Genomic DNA, 23,743 nt, shown 5'->3' with positions numbered 1-23,743 from the left:
CGCAAATATACGCAGATCGAACCTGATATTGAGTTGATACAATCTGCGTATATTTGCTTACATATGCGGTGTGATTATGCTTTATTTCCCGTAGTGGCCGCCGACAACCTTACCCCGAAAAACAACATAATTGTAGATGTTGTAAAAAATCATAATCGGGAGCAGAATGCCCATAAACACAATCATAAATACCAGGGCGCTGGGCGAAGCTGCGGCTTGGTAAATTGTGATTTGCGAGGGAATAATGTAGGGAAAAACAATCAATCCCAAGCCGATGAAAGTAAGCAAAAAAATTAGAATCGTCCAGATAAACGGCGTTCGTTCTTCTTTGCTTGCGAGACTTTTCAGCAGCAGTCCTACCAACAGCACTCCCAGCAAAGGAATCGTGGCAAAGACATAAACTAGCGGTTTCTCGAACAACCTGGATCTAGCACTTTCGTAAAAAATCGGAGTGGCGATCGTAATTAAAATCGCTCCGATTAAAGTTGTCACCGCCGCAATTTTAGCCGTGCGATAGTGATTTGTTTGCAGTTCGCCCTCCGTTTTCATAATTAGATAGGTTGAACCGATCAAAACATAGCCTTGAATCAGCGTCAAAGCAACCAAGATCGATCGCCAATCCAGCCAGTCCCAAGTAGTCCCCACAAAGTGACCGGCTTCATCAACCGCAATGCCTTCGAGCACCGCACCGAGGGCAAATCCTTGAGCTAAAGCTGCTAAAAAACTGCCAGCACCAAAGGCATAATTCCAGAATAATTTGCGATTAGAATGCTCCCGAAACTCAAAGGCGACAGCCCGAAATATCAAACCAAAAAGCATCATGCAAATCGGTATGTACAGCGCTGTCAAAATCGTGCCGTAAGCGAGGGGAAATGCGCCAAATAAAGCGCCTCCCATTAAAACCAGCCACGTTTCGTTCGCATCCCAAACGTTGCCCAAACTCGTCATTAAAATGCCCCTGCGTTCCTCGTCATCAGCAGTCAGAGACAAGATTCCGACTCCCAAGTCAAAACCGTCTAGCATGACGTAGAGCAATAGGAACAAAGCCAAAATTACAAACCAAACTTGCGGGAGAAAATGCTCCAAAGCTTGCATACAATCTCCTATTGTTGTGCTTCTACGGGACGTTGATCGGGAATGTGTTCTCCGGGTTGACTTTCGATTACGGGTTCATTGTCTAATCCCGGTACTGGCAGAGTTAAATTAGGCCCTTGGCGGATAATTCTGCTGCCAAAATACAAGGCACAAACAAACAAAAAGCTGTAAATAACTGCAAAGAAACTGAGAGAAGTTAAAACATTGCTGGCGGGGATGTTTGACACCGCGTCAGCAGTACGAATTTGCCCGTATAAAGCCCAAGGTTGTCTGCCGACACAGCGGACAATCCAACCCGATTCTACAGCAATATATCCCAGGGGAGCAGCTAATACCCAAGCGCGCATCAGCCAAGGTTGACTGCTAATATTTTCAGCAGCAAGTTTGCCCCGCATCCACTGAATTATACTGAACAGCATCAATCCTACAAAAAAGAATCCAATGCCGGACATGATGCGGAAACAATAGTAGATTAAACCCACCATTCTGGGTCTATCTTCTGGTTTCCATTCCTTCAATCCGAGTACGGGTTCGGAGAGTTTTTGTTTGAATTCCAGAATGTATCCTAAGCCATTAGGAATGCTAATTTCCCAGTCATTTTTTTGGGCTTTTTCATTAGGCAAAGCTAGCAAAGTCCAATCTGCTGACTCTCCCGCTGGTGAAGTTTCCCACTTAGCTTCGATTGCTGCTAATTTAGTGGGTTGATAGTGATAAACTTGTTCGGCACTCAAATGTCCGATGTATATCTGCAAAGGTGCAACGGCGATTGCTGTCGCTATGGCAATTTTTAAAGACTTGGAAAAAAAGGCTTGGTTGCGCTTATTGAGAATGTACCAAGCACTAATACCCCCAATGACAAACAGCGAAGTTTCTAACGTCGCAAAAAACATATGGAGAATGCTGTTTAATGCGAACGGGTTCATAATTGCTTGAAAGTAATCGCTGACAATAAACTTGCCATTGACCATTTCTCCGCCTGCAGGAGTTTGCAGCCAAGAGTTAGCGACTAAAATCCAGACGGTTGATAGGTTAGCGCCGAAGGCTACCATGATTGTAGCGAAATAATGGACGATCGGGTGAACGCGCTCCCAACCAAACAGCATAATTCCTAAAAAGCCGGCTTCTAACATAAATGCCATTGAAGCTTCAAAGCCTAAAATGCTGCCAAAAAAGTCACCAACAGCTTCAGAAAATGGTGCCCAATTTGTGCCGAATTGAAATTCCATTGGAATTCCAGAAGCTACTCCTATTCCGAAGTTAAGGACGTAAAGTTTAGACCAAAAACGAGCGTGATGGTAGTAGTCGGGATTGCGAGTTTTCAGCCACATTCCTTCAACAATTACCAGATAAATCCCCATTCCCGTAGTCAGAACTGGCCACAGCATATGGAATATGGCGGTTAGCGCAAATTGCATCCGCGATAGCGCCACGGTGTTAGATAAGATATCCATTGTTATATCCTTTGTCAGTTCAAGAGAGGTTAGCTTGCAAAAATTCCAGAATTGACATTGATAATGTAACCCAAAAATTTACTTAGTGCAGAATTAACGCAATTATCTTTATTAAAAATTAAGATTTGCTATTTGAAGTAAGGAGGAAGAAGGAAGAGGAAAGAATTCCGAGGGAAAGGGCAATTAAATTGAGGGTTTCAGCTATTAAGCACGTCATAACCGTCGTGGCACTTGCTATAATAGTAATTTAACGAAATTATCGACCTTGTGCCAAAATCAACTTAAAATAAAAAACTTGCTCTCAATCTTCCTCTTCTTTCCTGTCCTTTGTAATCTCTGCAATTAATTAACAAAAAATCTCTCGATCAGTCATTAAGATATAAAATCTACAATGGTATTACCTAACCGTGACACTGTAACTCAGTTTAAACGGTTTAAAAGTAGCTTTATTTTTGGCTGTTCCGCTCAATTCAAGTTCGTAAATACCAACCTTCGGAAATACGATATCTGCTCCTGGCATTCCTTGATATTTCTCCGCAGATACGGCTTTTAAAGGCGGCTGCATCAGTGGCTTATCCCCTTCTTTGCGCTCTTTCAGATAAACCGCTAATTTGCAATTACACTGCTCTAGTGGGATAATTTGACCGCCCCTGCGAGTTAGCGCAAACCAGACTCTCGCAGGCTGTCCGGCGCGGGGGTTGTGGTTTGGTTCTAGGTGAAAAGTAGCGGCTACATCTCCCGATACTTCGACTTCGTGTGCCAAAACGGAAATCGAGTTTAACTGCGGTGCATTGGGAATTGCTGCTTCAATTAGCAATCCCAAAAAAACTAACAATCCCAAACTTTTACTTGTGTTTGACAGGCGAAACATAGAACTTCTCCAATGATAAAAGAGACCAAAACAAGCGCGATCGCACTAGCAAGACGCCCAGGGCAATTATTCCCAAAAGCAGCGCCCGCAAGTTATTAACCGCCGTAGATTCAAAGCCGCCGAGATAGTGGGAACCGATGAGTGCCGCGTGTACAGCGCACAGCAAGAAAGCTGGAACGCTTAACAGGTGAAGCATTCGCCACAGCTTGCCTAAAAAATTTTGAATGCGAGCGACACTTGTAACTGCCGCCGGCAACATCAACAGCAGCGACAGCATCCCAGCCGCCATTCCCAACTGATGCTGCGGCAACATGAAAGACACAGCATCAAAATTCCATCGCAGCGTATGATCCAGCATATGAAACGTGTGGGCGACAGCTAGGACAAACGCGCCCACACCTAAGGCGCGGCGATAGCGCAACAGTTGCGGCAAAAACTTGCTAACCGGACGCGCCAACAGTGCTAGCATCAAGCACAGCAGCGCTGCGTGGCCCGTAAAATCTACCATTTCATCGGTTCGCAGCAAGGTAAGAATCCCGATCGCCACTGTCACCCAACCACCCGCACGAAACAGTTGACTCCGCCTGTTAGCGCTCAATCTGCCAGCAAAAAAACCCACTCCCAGCATAGTTGGCAGCGTGCCGAGTCCGAAGGCCAGCATCGTCGCCGCACCCAAAACCGGGTTTCCCGTTTCCGCCGCCTTAATCTGCGCCGCGTAGAGGAAACCGCAGGGAATCAAACCCCAAAGCAAACCCAAAGCAATCGGCACCCACCAGTTTTTTTGTGCCGAAAGCTTGTTCATTGCTTGTCCGACTCGATCGTGCGACATTGGGTGCAGCAGCGGCAATCCGGGCAGCAAACCCGGTTTAATTTGCACTACTCCGAACCAAATCAGCATCGTGCCCGTGAGAATTGCGATCGCCCGCCGCAATTCGCTACCCGTACCTGCCAACAGTCCGCCTGCAATTAACACCGAACCCAGTCCGCCAATTCCAGCACCAACGAAAGCGTAAGCAGCAATTCTCCCCAAATTCAGCAGTAGGTGAAAGCGCAAAGTAGCTAATTTATCCTTGCCGGCACTAGAGAGCGAAAACGCCATTGCCAGCGGGCCGCACATCCCCGCGCAGTGACCGAAACTGCCGAGAAACCCCAAAGCGCTAATTAGCAGCAGGTCTAGCATTTTGCTGGTTTTTCCCAAATAATTTCATCAAGATATTGACAAGATTTTCTTTGGCTATTGCCCGCTTTTTTCTTAACTTTGTACAAATATTTATCTTAATCGATTTTGTCAAAACAAAAGTTTTCAAACTTCTCTCCGACCTCACCAATATCAAAAATTACTGAGGACTGATGACTAATAACTACTTTTTTTCTGGATGCGTCGCTTCCGGCGAAGCTGCACCCATTTGATTTATAGCAGCAATTAGCTGATAAAGTCGCCCCAAATCCCGCTGGTTGAAATGCAAAGTCAGGCGCGGCAGATCGAAAGTTGCATCTCCTATTTCCGGTTCCAAAGCTTGACTTTTTTCAATTTTTCCGGTGACAACAATATCGCTAAAATCAGCATTTAGCCGATCGACATTCTCCTCAGAAAGCTCTGTTTTCAAGCGAATTACCAGTTTTTCGCGCACGTAGCGGCAAGAGTGATAAACCAGATAAAAACTACCGATCGCTTCGCAAGCGACATTTACATCGTCAGTAATTGTATACAGGCTGCGATCGTCGGCTGAAATCAAACCCCGGCCGCGCAATTGTTTTTGCACAAAATAATTCCAATCGTGCCAATAATCTCCTCCGGGTCGATCGATCAGTACCACAGGAGCCGGCCCGAACTTGCCAGTTTGAGTCAAAGTCAGACACTCAAAAGCCTCGTCCAGAGTGCCGAAACCGCCCGGAAACAGAGCTAAAGCATCGCTCTCCCGGAGAAAAAATAACTTGCGAGTGAAAAAATATTTAAATTTGAGCAATTTGGGATCGCCGGCAATGAAAGGATTAGAACTCTGCTCGAAAGGTAACTGAATGTTCAGCCCAAAAGAACGTTCAGCCGTCGCCCCCTCGTTCCCCGCCTGCATAATTCCCCCGCCGCCGCCAGTAATCACCATAAACCCCTGCTGGGCGATGGCGCGCCCAAAGTCTCTGGCCATCAAATACTCTGCAGATTGCGGCGACACCCTCGCCGAACCAAAAATCACAATTTTGCGAACGTGGCGGTAAGGATAAAACATCTCAAAAGCCTTTTCCATATCTCGCAGAGACGACGAGATAATTTTCCAGTCTAGGCGATCGATCTCCTCTCCGGCCATTTGCACTATAGTAGAGAGCGATCGTTCGATCCACTCTGAGTGCTTCAACATTGGGAAGCGATCGATCAAATCGATCAATTCAGCTTGGAGGGACTCAAGACCTTGACCAGACCCAGAAGGAATCATGAATTTTTCCGAAACGGTAACAATTTGTCGCTAATAAAAATTAAGGGGCAAGCCAAATTTAGAAGCCAATAGCCACCAGCAAATTGCCCTGCTGGCAACTAATAACTTTTCCAGTAGCTTTGCCCCGGTTCTGAAGCGAGTTAGCTTTCGCGGCCCAAAAAGAAAGAACAACGCGCACCGCTCGCAGTTGAGTTAAATGTACTTTTCCAGAGTGTTTGCCAGAGTAGTTTTCGGAACTGCCCCAACGACCATGTCCACCCGTTGACCGCCCTTAAATATCATCAGCGTCGGAATGCTGCGGATACCGTATTGGCTGGCCACGTTAGGATTCTCGTCGGTATTAACTTTTACTACCTTGACCTGCCCTTCATATTGCTGGGCAATTTCGTCTACGACGGGTGCCACCATCCGACAGGGCCCGCACCAGGGAGCCCAAAAATCCACTAGAACTGGAACTTCGCTATCGAGCACTTCCTGCTTAAAGGTAGAGTCGGTTACTTGCGCGGCTGCTGACATCCCTAGCCATCCTTGTAAATACTATTTCTCGGATAACAAGTCTAGCAAAAAATGTAACCACTTGCGTCAACGATTTTAACAGAAAGCTTATGAAGAAGAATGAAGAAGGAAGAAGGAAGAAGGAAGAGGGTAGAAGGAAGAAGAGAAGAAGGAAGAGGGTAGAAGGAAGAGGGTAGAGGGTAGAAGGAAGAAGGCACAAGGTTTCTGAAGGAACAAGGCACTTATGTTCAAGGCGCTTATGTTTGCGAAGGCAGAAGGCACTTATGTAGAATAAAATTCTCCCACTCTCCTCCTGGGCCACTCTTCTCCTCTGCCACTCTCCCACTCTCCTCCTCTCCCTCTCCCTCACTTTCCCACTCTCCCACTCTCCGGAGCTAAGAGCCTCAGCTCTGTACCTAGTAGGCAAGAGCGAAGATTTCCCGCAAAAAAGGAACCGCCCGAACAGTAGTCCGGGCGGAGTGTGGTGTGAGGAGTGAACGGAAACATTCGTCTCCGCTTCTTATATTGTGACATCTCCTTCTGGATAATTCCACAACATTCTGTAAATTTCGAGACTCTTGAACAAATTTTGTCAAGGTACGCTGGTATTTGATCGGTAAATCTACTTACCCATGCCCAACTGCTGAGCTTTTTGATAGACTTTACCCTCAGTCAGCAGAGAAGGAGCAATTACCACTTCCACTTGCTGCATCTCCTTAAGATCCTTAGCGCCCAAGGTGCCCATGCTAGTTTTCAGAGCTCCGAGCAAGTTGTGCGTACCGTCATCTAGCAGCGCAGGCCCGCGCAAAATTTGCTCCACAGTACCCGTAGTCCCGACGCGAATGCGAGTGCCGCGCGGCAAAACCGGGCTGGGAGTCGCCATCCCCCAGTGAAAGCCGCGGCCGGGAGCTTCGGCGGCCCTGGCAAAGGGCGAACCAATCATCACTCCATCAGCGCCGCAGGCAATGCACTTGCAGATATCGCCGCCGGTAATTAAACCGCCGTCAGCAATCACCGACACGTATTTGCCAGTTTCGCGATAGTAGTCGTCCCGTGCTGCGGCGCAGTCTGCTACCGCTGTGGCTTGGGGAACGCCGACACCCAATACGCCCCTAGACGTGCAAGCAGCCCCCGGCCCGATGCCCACGAGAATGCCCGCAGCGCCAGTTTTCATCAAATTCAGAGCGACTTCGTAGGTCACGCAGTTGCCCAAAATTACTGGTATCGGCATCTCTTGACAGAATTGAGTCAAATCTAAAGATGAGATCTCTTCAGGGGAAAGGAAAGCTGTCGAGACTACAGTGGCTTGCACAAAAAATATATCGGCTCCAGATTCAGCAACCGTCCGGCCGTATTTGCTCGCGCCGGCCGGTGTACCGCTGACAGCGGCAATCCCTCCTCCAGCTTTAATTTCTTTAATTCTCAGGTCGATTAATTCTGGCTTGATGGGTTCGGCATAGAGTTGCTGCATCAGGGAAACAAATTCGTGGTTCCCGACACTGGCGATGCGCTCTAATATTGGCTGGGGGTCGGCATAGCGGGTTTGAATCCCTTCTAGGTTGAGCACGCCCATTGCTCCCAATTCCGACAGCAAAATCGCCATGCGGACATCGACTACTCCATCCATTGCGCTGGCGATGATCGGGATTTCTCGATCGATCCCGCCAATCTGCCACTTGGTATCTGCCAAACTCGGATCGAGGGTGCGCTGTCCTGGTACGAGCGCGATTTCATCTATGCCGTAAGCTCGGCGAGCACTTTTGCCCCGCCCAATTTCAATATTCACGCTGTTTCACTTCCACAAGGTATTTAAATTAGAGTAACAAAAAGTTAGCCGGCCCGAGTGTAGCTATCGCACGGCTGTCTTTAAAAAAAGCTCGGCACTGATTCTGATTGTATCCTAATTATATGAAATCGAAGGGGGTGCTTTTCCTCAGCAACGGCCACGGGGAAGACGCAATTAACTGTCAAATTCTCAAAGCTTTGAGAGCATCTGGCGCGGATGTTGATGTTTCGGCGATGCCGGTTTTCAGTGACGGGGCTGCTTACAGCCGATCGACCCTGTGCCAATTATTGGGCCTACCAGTCAAATGCCGTCAGGCGGCGTTTTTTACATGAATCCCCTGTTTTTCGCCAAAGATGTTGGAACCCGGTTAATTGCTTTGACTTGGCAGCAATTGCAGGCTGTTTGGACGCATTCCCGCCACTGCGATTTGGTGGCGACTGGGACTCTTGTCGATCGGGCGATCAATCTATCAACATCGCGCCCCTATATAATTTTTCTGTCGGATCGTTCTAGTTATTACCAGGGGCGAGTCGATTTGGGTTTAATCTTGTGGCAGTTGCTTTGCTCCGAGAAATGTCTGGCGGTTTTTACTAGAGATGCTTTTACTGCTGCTGACTTAAACCGACAGGGTTTAAAGAAAGCTCAGTTTGTCGGCGCGATCGCAAATTCCGACATTTCAAGCCATACCCTCCAGCAGCAAGGTAATCTTGTCAATTTCCTCCATATAAACCAGATCCCCCGGTTTAAAAGTTATGCCTTTATCGCACTGGAGCAGACCATCAACTGCTGTGGAATGCGACGAAGCCGAATTTGTCAGGCCGAATTTATTCTACTACGATCGCTTTTTCCAAATGCCTGACAGTCATGATTTTTGGCTCCTAATTCCAAGTTTGCCGCAACTTTGAGATGCGATAAACTTATAGCTTGACTCGCTAACTCCTTAATTCCCAACTACGCTTTAACTATCAGAGTAATGTTGTCAAGTCCCACGACGCGAACCACATCACCGGGTTTCAAAGTTATTTGTCGATCGCACTTAGCGGGCCACCAACTGCTTTGGAAGCGGACGAGACCGCATTTATTAGGCCTAATTTCTTCTTCTACAATCGCTTTTTCTAAATAGCTGACAGTCATCATTGTTTGCTCCTAATTGCTGATTTTTCGTAATTTTGAGATGCTAAAAACTGATAGTCCGAGTCCCTAAACCATTGATTTATAACGACGCTTCAACTATTAAAGTAATATTGTCAATTCCGACTACGCGAACCTCGTCACCGGGTTCAAAAGTCAGATCTCGATCGCACTTCGCCGGCCACCAACTGTTTTGGAAACGAACACGACCGCACTCGTGAGGTCGAATTTCTTCATCCACGATCGCTTTTTCGGAATTGTCAAAATTCATGATTGCTTGCTCCCGATTGTAGATTTGCCTTAACTTTCAGAATTGATGACAAACGACGCTGCAACTATCAAAGTAATATTGTCAATTCCCACGACGCGAACCACCTCACCGGGTTCAAAAGTCATGTCTCGATCGCACTTAGCCGGCCACCAACTGTTTTGGAAACGAACGCGACCGGGCTCATTAGGTCGAATTTCTTCATCCACGATCGCTGTTTCAAGATCGTTAATAGACATAGTTGCTTGCTCCTAAATATAAACTCGACTCGATCGGTGTGTAAGTTAGAAGCTTGTCCGTCAACTTCCCCTCCACACTCAACAGTATCCCCCGCCAACCTCGGCCGTGTCAGTCGGTAAAAGTCTATACAAGTCCACTGTTTGAGGGTGTAAGCGAGTCGGAAAAAGTCTGTTAAAGTTGTGTCAGATGGGTAACGCTAAACCTGGTGACTAAATGAAAGCCGATCGTGCACTGGATTTTACAAACTCGTTACTTGTGGCTCGAAACCTGAAAACTCTCGACAACCTTGACAGCGCGATCTTTCGCGAAGCTTGGCAAGGGGTGCAAGGCAGGACGTACCAACAGGTTGCAGATAGTGAAGGGTATGGAGTAGGGACTGTTAAGGATGCTGCCTCTAATTTGTGGAAGCGACTTTCAGCGCTGTTTGGAGAAGGCGAAAAAATTAAAAGAGACAACCTTCAAGCGGTTGTAGAGCGGTATTGGCGCAGCTACTCGAAACTCGAACCGCAGTCGGGACAAATTGTTCCGGCCCAAGTATCTCTCGGACTTGATTCGGAGTTGGATATGGAAAACCCGAATTTTTTGGGCCGGTTCGGGGCGATCGAAGATCTCAATACTCTTGTCGCCCAAGGAGCTAAAGTGATTGTCATCCAAAGTGCCGGCGGTATGGGCAAAACGACTTTGGCCAGACAGTATCTCAAATCTCAAGGGTTCGATCGGGTAATTGAATTGTTGATGGCAAAAGAGACAGAGAACATCACAGCCTTGGAAAGCGCGATCGAAGAATGGCTCAAGCAAGACTTTCAGGAAGAACCAGGGCCCGACTTTGGCGTCACCCTGGGGCGGCTGAAGCGGCAGCTTCAGACTCACAAAGTCGGCGTATTGATTGACAATTTGGAAGCCGCACTCGACGGACAAGGTAAGTTTATTGAACCGCACCGGCTTTACGTGGAACTGTTGCGAGTTTTGGCTGACGCGGAGGTGCAGTCGGTAACGCTGATTACCAGTCGCGATCGGCTTTGCGATTCAGACGTAACCGTCGAACACTACCTGCTTCCGGGATTAGAGGTGGAAGTTTGGCAGCAATTTTTTAGCGATCGCAATATTAAGATAGATCCTGTCGCCCTCAAGGAAATGCACAAAGTTTACGGCGGTAATGCCAAAGCAATGGGGATCCTTTGGGGCACAATGCGAGAAGATTTTGACGGAGATATGGCGGCTTACTGGCTGGAAAACAGCGACCATCCGCTCGTTGAAACTGACTTAAAAAATTTAGTTACCAGTCAGTTTAACCGCCTGCAAGAACTCGATTTGGAAGCCTATCAACTCCTCTGTCGCTTGGGCTGTTACCGCTATCAAGACGTGCCGACAGTCCCTACTGACGGACTTTTGTGTTTGCTGTGGGACGTGCCCGAAACCGGACGCCGACAAATCATTAAATCGCTGTTGCACCGATCGCTAGTCGAGTCTCAGAAGGGCGAATACTGGCTGCATCCAGCAATTCGGGAAGAAGCGGTCGATCGCCTCTCGCCCGGAGACTGGGAGACTGCCAACCGCAAAGCAGCCGAGTTCTGGACCGAGAGCGTAGAGATTATTGAGACTGTAGAAGATGCGTTGAAAGCTTTTGAAGCTTACTATCATTATGTGGCAATTAGCTGTTTCGAGCAGGCCGCGAGCGTCATCCTCAAAAAAATCAATATCCAGTTTGCCAAAGATTACAAGCTCGGTCGAGCACTCTACACATTAGGTTTCTTGCAGCCAATAATTTCAGCAACTACTCGCATAGTCAACAATGTGACTTCTGATTATTATTTGAGCGGTCTTTACAGTATTTTAGGCGTTTGTTACCGGATCTTAGGGGAGATTAATCAAGCCATAGAATGCCACCAAATATCGGAAATAAAAGCAACTAAATCTTTGCAAATTATAGCGAAAAGTAGCGAGCCGGAAAACGGCAAACAAGCTAATCTGGAATTTTGGAAAGTTAACGCTGCAATTAATATAGGTTTTTGTCAAATAGAAATGCGGGAATTAGAATCAGCTATGGAGATATTTGTCAAGCTGAAAACTTCGCGGGACGAAATCGGGATTAACAGCTATTCGATCGATGTCGGCTTAGCTTTCCTCAACTCATGTATCGGAGCCAAAAAAGAGGCGGAAGAGCTCGCCGAAAAACTTTATACCGATCGGGAAGAGAGTCAGTTGGTGGGTACGGGATACAAGTTAGTTTTTCTCGCCGCCACCTATCAAAACCTGGGAGACACAGAGAAAGCTTTGAGCTTGTACCGCCAAGCGATCGCGACCGCCGACCAAAACCAGTACAGCACCATCAAAGCCAAAGCTCTCAGCGGTACAGCCGCGCTGTACCGAGAACGGGGAGAATTTGACCAAGCCCTGCTGCACCATGCAGAAGCAATAGAAATACTCGATCGAGCCAGCGCTAAATTAGACCGAGCCGAAGCTTGCTATCAACTAGCACTGACAGAACAAAAACTTGGTAACATCAAGAAAACCCAAGAAAATTTTGACCGCGCCATTCAACTGTTCAGCGAAATGGACGCCAGCAAACAAGTAGAAAAAGTACAGTTAGCCGCGACTAAAAAAATATAAAAAATACCTACTTAATCGAGTAAAAAATCAGAAAATAGATACAATAAACGAAAGAACAACCAGAAATTTTGTTGACATGAAACTAAAACGATTGGGACACGTAGCCGTCTGCGTGCAAGATATAGAGAAGTCTGCTGAGTTCTACCTAAACTTGGGCATGGAGTTAGTCTGGAAAGATGCAGACTGGGCTTATTTAAAAGCAGGAGAGGACGGATTGGCGCTGTTGAGTCCGAGTTACAGCCAAGCAGGCCCGCATTTTGGGTTTGTATTTGACGATCGTACCGAAATGGAATCCGCCTACCAACAACTCAAAGCCGATGGTGTTTCAGTCACCCACATTCACGAACACCGCGATGGTACAGCATCTTTTTACGGCAGAGACCCTGACGGTAACGGTTTTGAATACCTTTACGAACCGGCTTGACGATTCTCGGACTTGCGGATCGATCAGGCTAAATCCGGGTAAGGTGTGCAGTGGGCACCCTACAAGATTGGTGCGCCCGCACTCTAGCCCGTTGCTGACGGCCCGGAACCTCCGTACAACTGGCCGAATAAAGTGACATACTGACACCGACGCTTCTACAGTACGGTGCAGGCTCTGAATCCGAAAAACAGCAGATTCCACGTTTATGAAGGACACCCGCTTATCGCTCTATCTCTGCCGTAGGGACACCGCATTGCCGTGTCCCTACTTCATAAACCTGGAATCCGAACTATATCCACAACTTCCGAAAATCCGCTCGATAATCTAAAATCTAAAATCTAAAATCTAAAATCCTCATGTTGCAGAGAATACAAGTCAGAAACCGCTGGAAATTCATCTTCAAACCCTGGGAAGAAGCAGACCCTTGGCTGTTTGCCGCTTGCATAGGCCTCACCATCTTCGGGGGAATCATGATCCGCAGCGTCGAAATCAACCAGGGGCTGATCGACTGGTGGCGACACTGGGTAACTGGGGCAGTCGGTTTGTTCCTCGCCATCATCATTTCCCGCTGCCGCTACCAAGTACTGCTTGAGTGGAAATGGCCGATTTACATATTAATCAATTTGTCGCTGATCGCAGTGCGGTTTATCGGTACTACAGGGCTCGGTGCCCAGCGGTGGATCAACATCGGCGGCTTTTACCTGCAACCGTCAGAATTTGCCAAAGTAGGGATGATTGTCACTTTAGCAGCTCTCCTGCACGACAAGACTGTCCCCACGGTGGCTAATATGTTGAGGATGCTGGCGATTATGGCTGTACCCTGGGGATTGATATTTGCCGAACCAAATTTAGGTACTTCCTTGGTGTTCGGCGCGATCACAATGGGGATGTTTTACTGGGGTAATGTCAATCCCGGCTGGCTAATATTGCTATTCTCTCCTCTAATCTCAGTTCTTCTCAATAACCTGTCTACACCGATTTGGATAGCCTGGGTAGTTGTTGCGGGTATTATCGCTTGGCGATCGCTACCTTGGCCCTGGTTGGGGACTTTCGGTGCTGTGCTGGTGAACGTTGTTTCGGGACACGTCGGACATCTTTTTTGGAATGTGCTCAAGGATTATCAAAAAATGCGTCTGACAGGGTTTTTAAACCCCGAGAAAGACCCTTTAGGCAGCGGATATCACTTGATTCAATCTCGGATTGCTATTGGGGCTGGGGAACTCAAAGGCAGGGGTTTGTTTCACGGAACGCAAACTCAGCTTAACTTTATTCCCGAACAGCATACGGACTTTATCTTTTCAGCTATTGGCGAAGAATTGGGCTTTATTGGCTGCATTTGCGTACTGGTGGTGTTTTGGATAATTTGTTTCCGGTTGGTGACGATCGCTCAAACTGCTAACGATAATTTTGGTTCTTTGCTGGCGATCGGCGTACTGTCAATGTTGATTTTTCAAGTGTTCGTAAATATTGGGATGAACATTGGCTTGGCTCCAGTTACGGGCATTCCGCTGCCTTTCCTGAGTTACGGGAATGCGTCGCTGCTGAGTAATTTTCTCGGACTGGGACTGGTGGAGTCGGTGGCGAACCAGCGACAGCGGAAGAAGCGTTGGAATTAGGTCATTGCTAATTGGCAATTGCTAATTGCTAATTGCTAATTGCAGGACTTACGCGGAACCTCTATGTTTAGGGCGCAGGGCTCAAGAGCGCCTTACCGTTATAATTTGCCCGTCAAACCAGTTCTTGCGTCTAGGACTATAATTGCTAACTAGGAATTAGAAATTATAGTCCTTTCTCATAGCCCTAATACCTCTGTAGTGAGGACTAAATTTTTGATGAAATATTGAGAAATTTAGTCCTCACTACACACGTGATAACGCTTATTTTATGCGACTAGATATGAGCCGATTATATCGTTTCTTTTCGTACCGAAATAAGAATTTTAGGAGTGCAGCAGTGCGACCTTCCCACTGGCTGTTGAGAGGGCCCAGCCAAGCGGGACGCACAGCAAAGCAGTGTATAATTCCGATGTTACCGTATTTGATATTATTCGTTCATATTCTTGTATGTAGCAACGGCCGAAGGCGAACTCCGGTTTAAATAGCGGAATATCCAATACTTAAATACCGTATCCAAGATAACTGGAAATGTCGCAATGAACAAAAATATGAACTGCCTATTTTCTGGCAGCCCCAAATGCCTCGATACACCTTCGAGAACTACTTCCCAGCCGTGAGGCGAGTGGAATCCGACAAACACATCCGTAAACAAAATAATTACGAAAGCTTTAGCACTGTCGCTGAGACCGTAAATAACATCATCCATGAAAGACTTTAAAATCTCAATCTCTTTCTTGTTAGTGACGATAATCGCGGCAAAGGCTATGCAGGAAATCAAATCGGCAAAAATATTTTTAATAGCCCCACCACTTTCAGAGCGGTATTCCTCCGCTAGCTCAACTGCTTTATCGGCAATCTTCTTTTCCGTTTCTTCTAAAGAAAGCGACGGAGCCAAGCCTATTAACCTTTGAAATTTGAGGTGCTGCTCAAATCTCTCTAGTTCTTGCAAGGCTTCTTCTTCCAGGTTAACATTGAGGAATATTGGTGCATTTTGCTGGGATCTAAAATGGTCAACTACCGGCCCGACTATAAAGTTTTTGGAAATTTGATTCGTCAACAGCGGAACTAAAATCAAAAGCAAAATAAATCTCAGAGAAATGACTGTTTTTACTTTTGAATTTCGGAAATTTTTAACTACTTCTTTTTCAGATTCCGGGTCTAACTCTTTAGTAATTCGATTCAAAGTTCCCAAAAGCGAGCGAGGCAAGAGATTGACCTCTTCAAAGTTAGTATCAACCTCGCCATCGTGAATTTGAACTGAATTAGCTGAGCCTTTATTGCCGTCAGGTTGAGATCTGCTATTTGTAGATTTAACCTGCTGATTTACGGAAGTGGCAACCGGGACAATTGCCGTCGATCTACTATTATTAATGTACTTGTCGATGACTCCATCAATAAATTCTAGCTTCTCAAATAGAAGGGAGGCTCGATCTTTATTGTCGAGGTGTAATCCGTGCTGGTAATGATCCGCGCTTTGCCCCGCCTTCGGTTTTGCCCCAACTCGCTCCGGCAGTTCCAAAAAAGAACGGCTAGCATTAAACTCAACCATTCGGGTTTGGATGACCTTGAGGTATTTTTGCAGTTCGGATTTAAAGTAAGACAGGGTGCTGTGTCCGTAATCTCCCGATCGAGGGGAGATTCTTTGGCCGCCAAAATGCTCGTCTTCGATCGCCTTAATTGCTAACGCAGCATCATAAGCCTGTTCTAGGGCCCTGTCAGGCGTTTCTCGATACCATTGGTGAGCGCTGTAGAGATATTTTACAATCCTGTTCCAGGGAGAAGTATTCATAGCTAAAGCTGGTTAGTTGGCTGTAGACATTAGTGATTAAAGTATTCACGGTATGGTAACAAATTTACATAAACTCGGAACCGAAGCCTCGGATTCAATTTGGATTGTCGGAGCCGCCCGCAGTGGCAAAACCGCTCGTTTAGTCGAGCAGTTCTGCATTTGGAGCCAAACTGTCAAGCCTGTGCCACCAAAAGTTTCAGACCGGTGGCGTTCCGGGCGGCGGCGGGCCGGACAAACTGCCCCAGCAATTTTAGTCTTAGCAGCTAACGGAGACAACCGGCTAGAATTGGCCGATCGCATCGCCGTCGCTACCCAAGGAAAATATACCTTTCACTCGACAACACCCTTCGGTTTTTTTGAGCAGGAGGTATTGCTATTTTGGCCGCTGCTAGTTCAGTCCCTGGATTTGAGGGCTCAATTTCCCCTGCGGCTGCAACCTGAAACAGAACTGGAACTTGCCGCCAGACTCTGGCGTCGCGAACTAGACGAAGGCATTTTGCAACAAACAGGGGTAAGCCCAAACCGAATGGTGCGTCGAACACTAGACTTATTACAACTTGCTGCTGTCAGCGGTACGCCGAGAGAAGAGATTCCCAGCATTCTGGAACAGGGATTTGCTGGTGACGGCGGCTCGAACAACCTGTGGACTAGCATGGGAGAGTTGCTGGAAAGGTGGCGGGAATGGTGCTTGACGCGGGGGCTGCTGACTTACGGGATTGTTTGCGAACTCTACTGGCGCTATTTGTTGCCGGATGCCACTTACCAGCAGCATTTGGCTTCTAGATACCAAGCTGCGATCGCAGACGATGTTGACGATTATCCGGCGATTAGCGGCCATTTGTTCGATCGAATGCTCGACCAAGGTGCGGCGGGGGCGTTCTCCTACAATCGGGATGGAGGAGTGCGTTTGGGCTTGGGGGCTGACACGGAATACCTAGCCCGACTCGAAAACCGCTGTCAAAGCGTGGAAAATTTGGACGCAAAAGCCGGTTTAGCCCCAGAAATTGGGGATGTAGCGGTAAGTTTAGCCGTTAATTCTGAGGGTTTTTATCCTTTAGGCTTGAGTTTACCCGGATCGGTTCGATCGCTCCAAACCACTTCCCGAGCTCAATTGCTGCGAGAAACCGCCGAAATCATCGTGGATGCGGTGAAGTCAAAAGCCGTGGAACCGCAGGAAATCGCCGTAATTGCTCCCGGGATGGATGCGATCGCGCGTTACAGTTTAACGGAAATTCTCGCCCGAGATCGGATCGCGGCCACCTCTCTCAACGATCAGCGTCCCCTATCGAGTACGCCAGAGATTCGAGCTTTGCTCACTTTGTTAGCGTTAGTTTATCCCGGACTCGGCCGTTTAGTCGATCGAGACGGCGCAGCCGAAATGCTGGTAGTGTTGGGCAGCCAGAAACACCGTTCATTGGAAACAGAAGATTCCAACCCCACGTTCAATCAAAGATCTCAAATCCAAAATCAAAAATCGATCGACCAAGTGAGAGCAGGTTTAATCGCCGATCACTGTTTTTGCCCAGATATCGATCGACCTCAATTGCTGGCAATTACAGCCTTTCCCCGGTGGGACAGACTCGGACACCGAGCCGCTCTTGCCTACGAGCAGATTGTGGAGTGGATCGAACAACAGCGGTCGCAACAGCAGGAGCGGCTGTTGCCGAGTCCAATTGCCCTGCTCGATCGAGCGATCCAGAAATTTCTCATGAACGACAGATACCTCCCTTACGATCGGCTAGCAGCCCTGCGCGAGTTAATGGAAACCGCCGGCCACTACTGGGAAATACAGGGGCGTCTGCAGCGCGTAGAACCAACAAACGCTGGCGACTCAGAAACGATCGCCCGCTTCATCCAGTTGTTGCGCCAAGGAACCGTCACCGCCAACCCATTTCCAGTCCGTTCAGAAGGCCCAGAAGCCCAAGCCGTCACCCTCGCCAACATCTTCCAGTACCGCAGCAGCCGCCGCGCCCACAAATGGCACTTTTGGCTGGATGCCGGCTCGCCCCTGTGGCTGAGTGGGGGTGCGGCGACATTGTTTGGCGCTCCCTTATTTTTGCGATCGCAACAGGGGCGTCCCTGGGAAACCGAAGAGGAAACGACTGCCAACCAACAGCGACTGCGGCGAATTCTGCTAGATTTGTTAAGTCGCTGTTCCCTGCTTTACCTTTGCCACAGCGAACTATCCGTCAGTGGACAAGAACAAACCGGGCCCCTTCTGCCCCTCATTCACAGCTCTGTTTCTTGTCAGCAGTCAGCTTAAGGCATTCGGCTCTTATGTATTTGGCATTCGGCTTCTGAAGGCAAGAGGCACATATGTCTTCGGCATTCGGCAGGAGGAAAGAACAAAATATCAATACGAAGATTTTAATTTTTTTTCCTTCTGAATAAATACCCTGGTCTGACTTGAAGCCAGACTTCTACCTTCGATCGAAATGGGGCGATATTAAAGTCTACCCAAAATCGGTCTCAAAACGTGCAATCATTAATATTTTGAGATCAAAAGATGCCCGGCTTAAAAAATATCTGTAGCCGTTGCAGTTTTGATTTAGTATGCTAGAAATGATCGGGATTATTAATCAATTTTAAGCCAGATTTGTGGCAACAAACTGATACTAATCAGTTCTTAAAGTTAATCGGGATCGTCGTTTAAAGGAGCCAAAATAATGCCAGGCGCAGTACCACAAGGATTTCTCGATCCAGTAGGATTTCTCGAAGGTGAGCCGATATTCAACCTCGGGGGTGATGAAACGATCGGCCCAACTCCGGTGACAGAGCCAACTCCGGCGCCAGAGCCAACTCCGACGCCAGAGCCAACTCCGACTCCGACTCCAACACCAACTCCGACTCCAACACCAACTCCCTCCGGGGACGACACATTTGGCGGCATAGACGACACATTGGGCGGAGGCACAGGTACCCTACCCTCAACGATCGGCGGCGTGCTCCGCGGCGGAGAAACCAACGACTCCTTAGTTGGCAGTCCCGGGCCCGACGTGATTTCCGGGCTGCAAGGCAACGACAACCTTCAAGGAGCAGACGGCGACGATTTAGTATTCGGGGGCGACGATGACGACGTGCTGTTTGGCGCGACTGGCAACGACGTTCTAGACGGCGGTTCAGGACTCGATACCCTGTACGGAGGCAAAGGCAACGACTCCCTCGACGGCGGAAATAACCCTGACCTGCTGTACGGCAATGACGGCAACGACACGGTAATCGGAGGCGAAGGCAGAGACACGGCTTACGGCGGCAAAGGCAGCGACAGCTTGCGCGGCGGTGCTGGCGACGATAGCTTTTTGGGCGATCGAGGCGACGACATCGTTTGGGGCGACCAAGGTAACGACTCGCTCTTCGGCGGCGACGGCGAAGACTTGCTATTTGGCAACGAAGGAGGCGACTGGCTATACGGAAACGCCGGCGGGGACACATTTTTTAGCGGCGACGGGGACGACATCGTATTCGGCGGCGACGGCGACGACATCGTGGACGGCGGTGCGGGCAATGACGTTATTTGGGGCGAAGCAGGCAAAGACGTAGTGGCAGGAGGCGAAGGCAGAGATGTTTTCGTCATCGGTGCATTCAGTTCCCCCAGTGGCAGCAGCAACGGCACTAACCCGGCATTTCTCACCACAGGCGGCCCAGATCTCGCTGATGCCGACATTTTCACAGACTTTCGCCAAGGCGAAGATGCGATCGGGTTAAGTGGCGACCTCAAGTTTGAAGATTTGGTAATCTTCCAAAGCACCGAGACGAAAGCCGGCAGTACGATTATTCGCAACGGCGTCAGCGGCGACTTCTTAGCAGTATTGCCCGGAGTAGACAGCAGAACCCTAGGGCGAAGCTCATTTGTAATTGCCCCCACAGTTCCCGGCAGCGCAACTCCGCTCCCCCTGCCGACGCCGACAGACACTCCGACGCCGACGCCGACGCCGACAGCAAGTCCGACGCCGACGCCGACAGCAAGTCCGACGCCGACGCCGACAGCAAGTCCGACACCGACGCCGACAGACGGTCCGGTGCCGACGTTCCCGACGCCGACAGCAAATCCGACGCCGACGTTCCCGACGCCGACGTTCCCGACGCCGACAGCAAGTCCGACGCCCATCCTTAACCAACCTCCAAAAGCAGTTAACGACAACTTCACCACGGTTGCGGGTCAACAACTCACTCTCAACGTTCTGTTGAACGACACTGACGCGGAACAAAGCGCTCTGACTGTCACCACTTTTGCTCCAGCAAGCAAAGGGAGCCTGGTTCCCGTGGGCGGCGGCGTATTCAAATACACCCCGAATCCGGGCTTCTCGGGTACTGACAGCTTCAGCTACTCGATCTCAGACGGTAACGGCGGCACAAGTCAGGCGGTAGCAACCATCCGCGTCAGCAGCCCGCCGCAGCTAGTAATTAACGACGGTGTGGTGGTTGCCAAAAGTAATCCTACCCAGACAATCACCGCTGCGGATTTGTTAGTCACCGATCCCGACAACACGCCGTCGGAAATCTTTTACACGATTACCAAAGCCCCCGACGCTACCAGAGGTTTTGTCCAAAGGGGTACCACCTTTCTCAACGTCGGCGGCAAATTCACGCAAGACGATATCAACAACAACATCGTCAAATACAACTTGCTGGCGACAGGTGGCAGCGACAGTTTCACGTTTACAGCCTCCGACGGATCTGCAACTCTCGAGCCGATATCCTTCAGCATCACGGTTGTAGATAATATTGTCGATCGCAGCGCACTCCCGGCAAGCACATTTACAGGCAGCAACCTCAGCGACTTCATCCTCGGCGGGGCCGGCGACGATACCCTCTCTGGGGGCGACGGCAACGACATCATCGACGGCAGTGGCGGCAACGACCTCGAATTCGGTGAAGCAGGAAACGACTCGGTGGTAGGTGCGATCGGCAATGACTCCCTCGACGGCGGACTCGGCAACGACACCCTCGACGGCCAAGACGGCATAGACTCGCTGATCGGCGGACTGGGCAACGACCTGATGTTCGGCGGCAATGACAATGACAACCTCTTGGGCGGTGACAACAACGACACCATTGACGGCGGAACAGGCAATGACTCGATATTGGGAGAATCCGCTGACGACTCGATACTTGGAGGACTCGGCACCGACACCTTACTTGGTGGCATAGGCGACGACTCCCTCGACGGCGGTGCAGGCGACGACATCCTCGACGGCGGACTGGGCAGAAACTTGCTCGACGGCGGTCTCAATAACGATTCCATATCCGGCGGCGACAACGATGACACGATTTTGGGTGGAGGAGGCAACGACACGGGACTCGGAGGTTCGGGCAATGACTACGTGTTGGGCGAGGCCGGCACCGACTCCCTCGACGGCCAAGCGGGCGACGACACTCTCGACGGCGGTGCCGGCAGCGACTGTCTCAGCGGCGCCTTCGGCAATGACTTGGTGTTGGGCGGCGATGACAACGACTCGCTTTCCGGCGGTGCAGGCAATGACATTTTGGGTGGCGGTGCCGGTTCTGACTTGCTCACGGGCGATGCTGGCAATGATTTCTTCTACTACGAAACTCCCAGCGAAGGCGTGGACGTGATTGCTGACTTTAACGCTAACGGCAGCGAGACCGACAGATTCTTGTTCAGGTCGTCAAATTTCGCAGGTTTAACCAACTCAGGAACTACTCTCGATTTCACCAGTTTTATCGTCAGGAATATCGGGTCTAGCGGCGACAACATTAGCAAGCAATCAGTCATTTTGTTTGAATCTAAATTTGACAACGCTCAAGCAATAAATGCAGTGTTGAAGAATCAAAACGGTTCGAGCCAAGCGGGAGCTTTCTTCGTGTACCTGAACAATACTTTTAACAAGTACGTTCTCGGCTTCGACCCGAATGTGGCAGATGACAGTCTCCCAGCTTTCGATTTGGGAGTTTTGAATTCTATTCCTACAGTGCCGGGAGCCCTCAGCACCGTCATTACTGCATCTGACTTTAAGTTTATTTAGTAGTTTTTGAGTAGCGTCGCAAGGAGTCGGAACAATGCCAAGTGCAGTACCAGCAGCTTTTCTCGAAGGGCAGCCACCGTTCGTGTTAGTGAATGAGAACGGGGATATTTTGGATATCATCGGCACGCAACCGGACCCGATGACGGGGACGGACCCGACGATGACTGGGACTTCGACAACGATGACCGGGACTTCGACGACGATGACCGGGACGGGGACTTCGACAACGATGACCGGGACTTCGACGACGATGACCGGGACGGGGACTTCGACAACGATGACCGGGACTTCGACGACGATGACCGGGACGGGGACTTCGACGACGATGACCGGGACTTCGACGACGATGACCGGGACGGGCCCGGACATTTCGATCACCCCGGTACCCCGGCCAACTCCGACAGTTCCCACGCCTCCCCCAGAGCCAGTTTTTGTCGATGGCTTAGTTGTGGGAAATGATGGGAATAATTATTTAATCGGCAGCTTGTTCAATGACACGATTTCCGGGGGTGGCGGCGACGACACGCTTCTGAGTCGGGACGGAGACGATGTACTTAGGGGCGAAGACGGTAACGATTCTCTCAACGGCGGCGCTGGTAAAGATATCGTTGAGGGCGGGCGCGGCAATGACACGGCGCGGGGTGGTAAAGGCGATGACTTGGTTTCTGGCGACCAGGGCGATGACGTAGGTTTTGGCGACCAGGGCAACGATATTGTCTTCGGTTCTGAAGGCAACGACTCGCTGTACGGCGGTAAAGGCAATGACTGTCTGCGCGGTGGTGGCGAGGACGACCTGATTTTTGGCGACAAGGGCAGTGACACTGTTTTTGGCGACACGGGTAACGACTGCCTGATCGGCGCTGGGGGCAATGATATTTTGTTGGGCCAGGAGGGCGGGGATGTCATCACCGGCGGTGTTGGTAACGATACTGGTGACGGCGGCGAGGGTGATGACCTGGTCTTCGGGGGCGACGGGAATGATTCTCTGTCTGGAGATGCTGGGGATGATATTCTTTCGGGCGATCGCGGATCGGATACTCTGACAGGAGGCGACGGATCGGATATCTTTGTTCTCGGTAGGGTGGGCACGTCGCCTGCTGGCAACGGGTTTCTGACTACTGGCGGTCGCGAAATCGGCGATGCCGATGTAATTAGAGATTTTAATCCGGGAGATTCGATCGGTCTGGCTGGAGGTCTGAACTTTACAGAGTTAGAAATTTTCCAGGGCCAAGGCTCGAATTCTAGCAACACGATTATTAGGGACAGGCGAACTGGGGAATTTTTGGCGGTGTTGATTGATGTTCGATCGAACTCGCTAGATGAATCTAGGTTCACTACAGATCAATTACCGCGCGTAGACGACAATCCTTTCACCATTCAGGGGACAAGTGCTTCTCCAACACCGACGACGGGGACAAGTGCTTCTCCAACACCGACAGGGACAACTCCTTCTCCGACACCGACGGGGACAACACCTTCTCCGACACCGACGGGGACAACACCTTCTCCGACACCGACGGGGACAACACCTTCTCCGACACCGACGGGGAC

19 protein-coding genes are annotated in these 23,743 nt (G+C 49.5%); 8 read left to right on the top strand and 11 right to left on the bottom strand.

The genetic code is table 11. The features are described from left to right. Positions 1-81: 81 nt before the first annotated feature. From cydB to QUA54_RS03630, 7 genes are all read right to left on the bottom strand, one after another. Complete coding sequence (cydB, locus tag QUA54_RS03660; RefSeq protein ID WP_333413328.1) at positions 82-1,095, bottom strand: cytochrome d ubiquinol oxidase subunit II; 1,014 nt, start codon at positions 1,093-1,095, stop codon at positions 82-84. An 8-nt stretch (positions 1,096-1,103) separates the two neighbouring features. Then, positions 1,104-2,546 carry a cytochrome ubiquinol oxidase subunit I gene (locus QUA54_RS03655; RefSeq protein ID WP_333413326.1) on the bottom strand — a complete coding sequence of 481 codons (1,443 nt, stop codon included), beginning with the start codon at positions 2,544-2,546 and terminating at the stop codon, positions 1,104-1,106. Positions 2,547-2,943: 397 nt separating this feature from the next. Further along, entirely contained in the window at positions 2,944-3,417 is a 474-nt protein-coding gene (locus QUA54_RS03650) for a hypothetical protein (RefSeq protein WP_333413325.1), read from the bottom strand. Beyond that, complete coding sequence (locus tag QUA54_RS03645) at positions 3,392-4,597, bottom strand: urease accessory protein UreH domain-containing protein (RefSeq protein WP_333413323.1); 1,206 nt, start codon at positions 4,595-4,597, stop codon at positions 3,392-3,394. The genes QUA54_RS03650 and QUA54_RS03645 overlap by 26 nt, the downstream gene beginning before the upstream one ends. Positions 4,598-4,778: 181 nt before the next feature. After that, positions 4,779-5,846, bottom strand: coding sequence for an LOG family protein (locus QUA54_RS03640; RefSeq protein ID WP_333413321.1), 1,068 nt, complete (start codon positions 5,844-5,846; stop codon positions 4,779-4,781). Positions 5,847-6,038: 192 nt separating this feature from the next. Next, positions 6,039-6,362, bottom strand: a complete 324-nt coding sequence (gene trxA / locus QUA54_RS03635; RefSeq protein ID WP_006631199.1) for a thioredoxin — start codon at positions 6,360-6,362, stop codon at positions 6,039-6,041. 601 nt (positions 6,363-6,963) lie between these two features. Then, complete coding sequence (locus QUA54_RS03630; protein WP_333189809.1) at positions 6,964-8,127, bottom strand: GuaB3 family IMP dehydrogenase-related protein; 1,164 nt, start codon at positions 8,125-8,127, stop codon at positions 6,964-6,966. A 122-nt stretch (positions 8,128-8,249) separates the two neighbouring features. On the opposite strand from QUA54_RS03630, the gene QUA54_RS03625 reads away from it, so the two are divergent. Both QUA54_RS03625 and QUA54_RS03620 read left to right on the top strand, forming a co-directional pair. Continuing rightward, on the top strand, positions 8,250-8,459 hold the full coding sequence (locus tag QUA54_RS03625) for a hypothetical protein (protein ID WP_333413319.1): 210 nt from the start codon (positions 8,250-8,252) through the stop codon (positions 8,457-8,459). After that, entirely contained in the window at positions 8,456-8,986 is a 531-nt protein-coding gene (locus QUA54_RS03620) for a hypothetical protein (protein ID WP_333413318.1), read from the top strand. The genes QUA54_RS03625 and QUA54_RS03620 overlap by 4 nt, the downstream gene beginning before the upstream one ends. Positions 8,987-9,078: 92 nt before the next feature. Here QUA54_RS03620 and QUA54_RS03615 read toward each other — a convergent pair whose 3' ends face one another. From QUA54_RS03615 to QUA54_RS03605, 3 genes are all read right to left on the bottom strand, one after another. Continuing rightward, positions 9,079-9,264 (bottom strand): NfeD family protein, encoded by a 186-nt coding sequence (locus QUA54_RS03615; protein WP_333189802.1) that lies wholly within the window; start codon positions 9,262-9,264, stop codon positions 9,079-9,081. Positions 9,265-9,340: 76 nt separating this feature from the next. Continuing rightward, entirely contained in the window at positions 9,341-9,529 is a 189-nt protein-coding gene (locus QUA54_RS03610; protein WP_172185367.1) for an NfeD family protein, read from the bottom strand. A 29-nt stretch (positions 9,530-9,558) separates the two neighbouring features. Further along, positions 9,559-9,765: an NfeD family protein gene (locus tag QUA54_RS03605; protein ID WP_172185369.1), complete on the bottom strand. Its 207-nt coding sequence runs from the start codon at positions 9,763-9,765 to the stop codon at positions 9,559-9,561. Positions 9,766-9,979: 214 nt separating this feature from the next. Here QUA54_RS03605 and QUA54_RS03600 point away from each other — a divergent pair, with 214 nt between their 5' ends. The 3 genes from QUA54_RS03600 (at position 9,980) to rodA (ending at position 14,416) form a co-directional block, all read left to right on the top strand. Beyond that, a complete protein-coding gene (locus tag QUA54_RS03600) occupies positions 9,980-12,376 on the top strand; it encodes a tetratricopeptide repeat protein (protein ID WP_333413316.1) in 2,397 nt (798 codons plus the stop codon). A 76-nt stretch (positions 12,377-12,452) separates the two neighbouring features. Then, complete coding sequence (locus QUA54_RS03595; RefSeq protein ID WP_333189797.1) at positions 12,453-12,800, top strand: VOC family protein; 348 nt, start codon at positions 12,453-12,455, stop codon at positions 12,798-12,800. 356 nt (positions 12,801-13,156) lie between these two features. After that, positions 13,157-14,416 (top strand): rod shape-determining protein RodA, encoded by a 1,260-nt coding sequence (gene rodA, locus QUA54_RS03590; protein WP_333189796.1) that lies wholly within the window; start codon positions 13,157-13,159, stop codon positions 14,414-14,416. Positions 14,417-14,843: 427 nt separating this feature from the next. On the opposite strand, the gene QUA54_RS03585 is transcribed toward rodA, so the two are convergent. Continuing rightward, positions 14,844-16,205 (bottom strand): proton extrusion protein PcxA, encoded by a 1,362-nt coding sequence (locus QUA54_RS03585; RefSeq protein ID WP_333413314.1) that lies wholly within the window; start codon positions 16,203-16,205, stop codon positions 14,844-14,846. Positions 16,206-16,257: 52 nt separating this feature from the next. Between QUA54_RS03585 and QUA54_RS03580 the strand changes: the two genes are divergently transcribed. From QUA54_RS03580 to QUA54_RS03570, 3 genes are all read left to right on the top strand, one after another. Continuing rightward, the gene (locus QUA54_RS03580) at positions 16,258-18,468 is read left to right on the top strand and encodes a recombinase family protein (protein ID WP_333413312.1); all 2,211 of its coding nucleotides are present in this window, start codon (positions 16,258-16,260) and stop codon (positions 18,466-18,468) included. A 403-nt stretch (positions 18,469-18,871) separates the two neighbouring features. After that, positions 18,872-22,192, top strand: coding sequence for an Ig-like domain-containing protein (locus QUA54_RS03575; protein WP_333413310.1), 3,321 nt, complete (start codon positions 18,872-18,874; stop codon positions 22,190-22,192). A 34-nt stretch (positions 22,193-22,226) separates the two neighbouring features. Next, positions 22,227-23,743 (top strand): calcium-binding protein (locus QUA54_RS03570; RefSeq protein WP_333413308.1); only part of this gene is annotated, 1,517 nt, incomplete at its 3' end.

This window comes from Microcoleus sp. MOSTC5 (genome assembly GCF_036701825.1).
GTDB lineage: Bacteria > Cyanobacteriota > Cyanobacteriia > Cyanobacteriales > Microcoleaceae > Microcoleus > Microcoleus asticus.
The sequence above is the reverse complement of the archived record's forward strand: the minus strand, read 5'-3'. Positions and strand labels throughout refer to the sequence as shown.

Coding starts and splice junctions, on each gene's coding strand:
- QUA54_RS03655 (WP_333413326.1), bottom strand. CDS start 2,546: ATGGATATCTTATCTAACACCGTGGCGCTATCGCGGATGCAATTTGCG.
- QUA54_RS03595 (WP_333189797.1), top strand. CDS start 12,453: ATGAAACTAAAACGATTGGGACACGTAGCCGTCTGCGTGCAAGATATA.
- cydB (WP_333413328.1), bottom strand. CDS start 1,095: ATGCAAGCTTTGGAGCATTTTCTCCCGCAAGTTTGGTTTGTAATTTTG.
- QUA54_RS03600 (WP_333413316.1), top strand. CDS start 9,980: ATGAAAGCCGATCGTGCACTGGATTTTACAAACTCGTTACTTGTGGCT.
- QUA54_RS03580 (WP_333413312.1), top strand. CDS start 16,258: ATGGTAACAAATTTACATAAACTCGGAACCGAAGCCTCGGATTCAATT.
- QUA54_RS03650 (WP_333413325.1), bottom strand. CDS start 3,417: ATGTTTCGCCTGTCAAACACAAGTAAAAGTTTGGGATTGTTAGTTTTT.
- QUA54_RS03575 (WP_333413310.1), top strand. CDS start 18,872: ATGCCAGGCGCAGTACCACAAGGATTTCTCGATCCAGTAGGATTTCTC.
- trxA (WP_006631199.1), bottom strand. CDS start 6,362: ATGTCAGCAGCCGCGCAAGTAACCGACTCTACCTTTAAGCAGGAAGTG.
- QUA54_RS03615 (WP_333189802.1), bottom strand. CDS start 9,264: ATGATGACTGTCAGCTATTTAGAAAAAGCGATTGTAGAAGAAGAAATT.
- QUA54_RS03585 (WP_333413314.1), bottom strand. CDS start 16,205: ATGAATACTTCTCCCTGGAACAGGATTGTAAAATATCTCTACAGCGCT.
- QUA54_RS03610 (WP_172185367.1), bottom strand. CDS start 9,529: ATGAATTTTGACAATTCCGAAAAAGCGATCGTGGATGAAGAAATTCGA.
- QUA54_RS03645 (WP_333413323.1), bottom strand. CDS start 4,597: ATGCTAGACCTGCTGCTAATTAGCGCTTTGGGGTTTCTCGGCAGTTTC.
- QUA54_RS03640 (WP_333413321.1), bottom strand. CDS start 5,846: ATGATTCCTTCTGGGTCTGGTCAAGGTCTTGAGTCCCTCCAAGCTGAA.
- QUA54_RS03605 (WP_172185369.1), bottom strand. CDS start 9,765: ATGTCTATTAACGATCTTGAAACAGCGATCGTGGATGAAGAAATTCGA.
- QUA54_RS03625 (WP_333413319.1), top strand. CDS start 8,250: ATGAAATCGAAGGGGGTGCTTTTCCTCAGCAACGGCCACGGGGAAGAC.
- QUA54_RS03620 (WP_333413318.1), top strand. CDS start 8,456: ATGAATCCCCTGTTTTTCGCCAAAGATGTTGGAACCCGGTTAATTGCT.
- rodA (WP_333189796.1), top strand. CDS start 13,157: ATGTTGCAGAGAATACAAGTCAGAAACCGCTGGAAATTCATCTTCAAA.